This window comes from Streptomyces sp. WELS2, assembly GCF_013870595.1.
Classification (GTDB): Bacteria; Actinomycetota; Actinomycetes; order Streptomycetales; family Streptomycetaceae; genus Streptomyces.
Map to the genome: position 1 here is coordinate 1 of NZ_JACBWZ010001050.1, position 1,891 is coordinate 1,891.

At 72.9% G+C, this 1,891-nt stretch carries 2 protein-coding genes; one reads left to right on the plus strand and one right to left on the minus strand.

Translation table 11 applies throughout. The features are described from left to right. Positions 1 to 93 precede the first annotated feature (93 nt). Entirely contained in the window at positions 94 to 1,452 is a 1,359-nt protein-coding gene (locus tag H5J33_RS33460; protein ID WP_181798445.1) for a glutamine synthetase family protein, read from the minus strand. Between the two features lie 96 nt (positions 1,453 to 1,548). Between H5J33_RS33460 and H5J33_RS33465 the strand changes: the two genes are divergently transcribed. After that, the coding region (locus H5J33_RS33465) for a FadR/GntR family transcriptional regulator (protein ID WP_181798446.1) at positions 1,549 to 1,891 on the plus strand (343 nt) is incomplete at its 3' end.

Below are 1,891 nucleotides of genomic sequence, written 5' to 3' on the forward strand. Positions count from 1 at the left end.
CCTCCTCGCTCGCGGCGGGGACGGTGGCGACGATCTCCTCGGTGGCGGGGTCGAGGACGGTCAGCTCGTTCGGGTCGGACACGTGGTGACCTTTCACAGGCGTTCGAAGGAGCGGCGCAGCTCCCAGTCGGTGACCGCGGCGTCGAAGGCGTCCAGCTCGACCCGCGCCATGTTGCGGTAGTGCGCGACCACCTCGTCGCCGAAGGCGGCCTTGGCGATCGGGCTGTTCTCCCACAGCTCGGCGGCCTCCCTCAGGGTGGCCGGGACGTGCTCGAACCCGGCGGTGTAGGCGTTTCCGGCGCAGGGCGCGGGCAGTTCGAGCTCGTGCTCGACGCCGTACAGGCCGGCCGCGACCAGTCCGGCGACGGCGAGGTGGGGGTTGACGTCGCCGCCGGGGAGGCGGTTCTCGAAGCGCAGGGAGCGGCCGTGGCCGACCACGCGCAGGGCGCAGGTGCGGTTGTCGTGGCCCCAGGCGACGGCGGTGGGCGCGAAGGAGCCGGGCCGGAACCGCTTGTAGGAGTTGATGTTGGGGGCGTACAGCAGGCAGAAGTCGCGCAGGGCGGCGAGCTGCCCGGCGAGGAAGTGCCGCATCACGTCGGACATGCCGTCGGGGCCGGCCATCGCGTTGCGGCCGTCGGTGTCGGCGAGGGAGAGGTGGATGTGGCAGGAGTTGCCCTCGCGTTCGTTGTACTTGGCCATGAAGGTGATCGAGACGCCCTCCTGGGCGGCGATCTCCTTGGCGCCGGTCTTGTACAGGGCGTGCTGGTCGCAGGTGCGCAGGGCCTCGGCGTAGCGGAAGGCGATCTCGTGCTGCCCGGGGTTGCACTCGCCCTTGGCGGACTCCACGGTGAGGCCGGCGCCGGCCATGTCGTTGCGCAGCCGGCGCAGCAGGGGTTCGACGCGGCCGGTGCCGAGGATGGAGTAGTCGACGTTGTACTGGTTGGCGGGGGTCAGACCGCGGTAGCCCGCGTCCCAGGCCGCCTCGTAGCTGTCCTTGAAGACGATGAACTCGAGCTCGGTGCCGACCTGGGCGGTGTAGCCGAGGGCGGCGAGCCGCTCCAGCTGGCGGCGCAGGATCTGGCGGGGCGCGACGGCGACCGGGGTGCCGTCGTTCCAGGCGAGGTCGGCCAGGAGCAGGGCGGTGCCGGGGTGCCAGGGGACGCGGCGCAGGGTGGCGGGGTCGGGGCGCATGGCGAAGTCGCCGTAGCCGCGCTCCCAGGAGGACATCGCGTAGCCGTCGGCGGTGTTCATCTCGGGATCGACCGCGAGGAGGTAGTCGCAGCCCTCGGCGCCGTGGTGGAGCACCTCGCCGAGGAAGAAGCGGGCGGCGAACCGCTTGCCCTGGAGCCGCCCTTGCATGTCGGGGAAGGCCAGGACGACGGTGTCGATCTCGCCGCCCGCGACGAGGGCGTGCAGTTCCTCGACGCTGAGCGGGGGTGTGCGGTCTGCCACGGGAGAGCCTCCTTGGGCGCCGACGCGCTTTTCTCGGCCGAACCGGGAGCCATAAGGTATTGCCGGGAACCATTGGTTGGGAAGGGGGCACGGCGGATGGCGCGCGAGGCGGGCGCGGGCCCGGACACGCCGCGGGACCGGCTCGCCGCGGTGCTGCGGCCGGTGCGGGCGGGCAACGGCTTCGAGGAGGCGCTGGAGCAGATCCTCCAGGTCGTCCGGCTGGGCCTGGTGCCGGACGGCGGGCGGCTGCCGGCCGAGCGGGAGCTGGCGGAGCGGCTCGGGATCAGCCGGGTGACGCTGCGCGAGGTGCTGAAGGTCCTCCAGGACCAGGGGCTGGTCCTGGCGCGGCGCGGGCGGTACGGCGGAACGTTCGTGCTGCCGCGTCCGGACGCGGGCGGCGAGGACGAGCTGCGGCGCCGGGTGGCCGGGGTCGACATCG